Here is a 362-nt window from a genome sequence, read left to right as displayed (position 1 = left end):
CTGTGGGTCAGATATGATTAGCCCATAACAAAGAACAGGATGCGAAAGCATGAAGAAAGTTGTTTTGGCCGTTGTGGTAGCGGCATCCCTGGCCGGCGGGGGCTATTTCTATTTTCAGCAGCAGTCTCATGCTGCCCAAGCCGCCAGCCAGCCCAAACCTGGGCGCAGCGTCCCGGTTGCGACAGGCGAAGTGACATCACACCAAGTGGTCAGTTCGGTTTCTCTGGTGGGCAAACTGGCCGCTCAGCGTTCAGTGACTATTGCCACTGAAGTGGCTGCCAAGGTGGATCGCATCGTGGTGGATACCGAGCGGAAAGTGACGCAGGGGCAGTTGCTGGTTCAGCTCGATAACGCCAAACCCA

Annotated in this window: 1 pseudogene; it reads left to right on the top strand. The window is 56.4% G+C overall.

Features of this window, described 5'->3' with window-relative positions:
* Nucleotides 1-49: 49 nt before the first annotated feature.
* A pseudogene (locus tag ACYP03_RS24765) lies at nucleotides 50-362 on the top strand (efflux transporter periplasmic adaptor subunit); the annotation flags it as partial.

This window comes from Photobacterium sp. R1, assembly GCF_054600795.1.
Note: the sequence above shows the minus strand (reverse complement) of the source record. Positions and strands in the feature narration are given on the sequence as shown.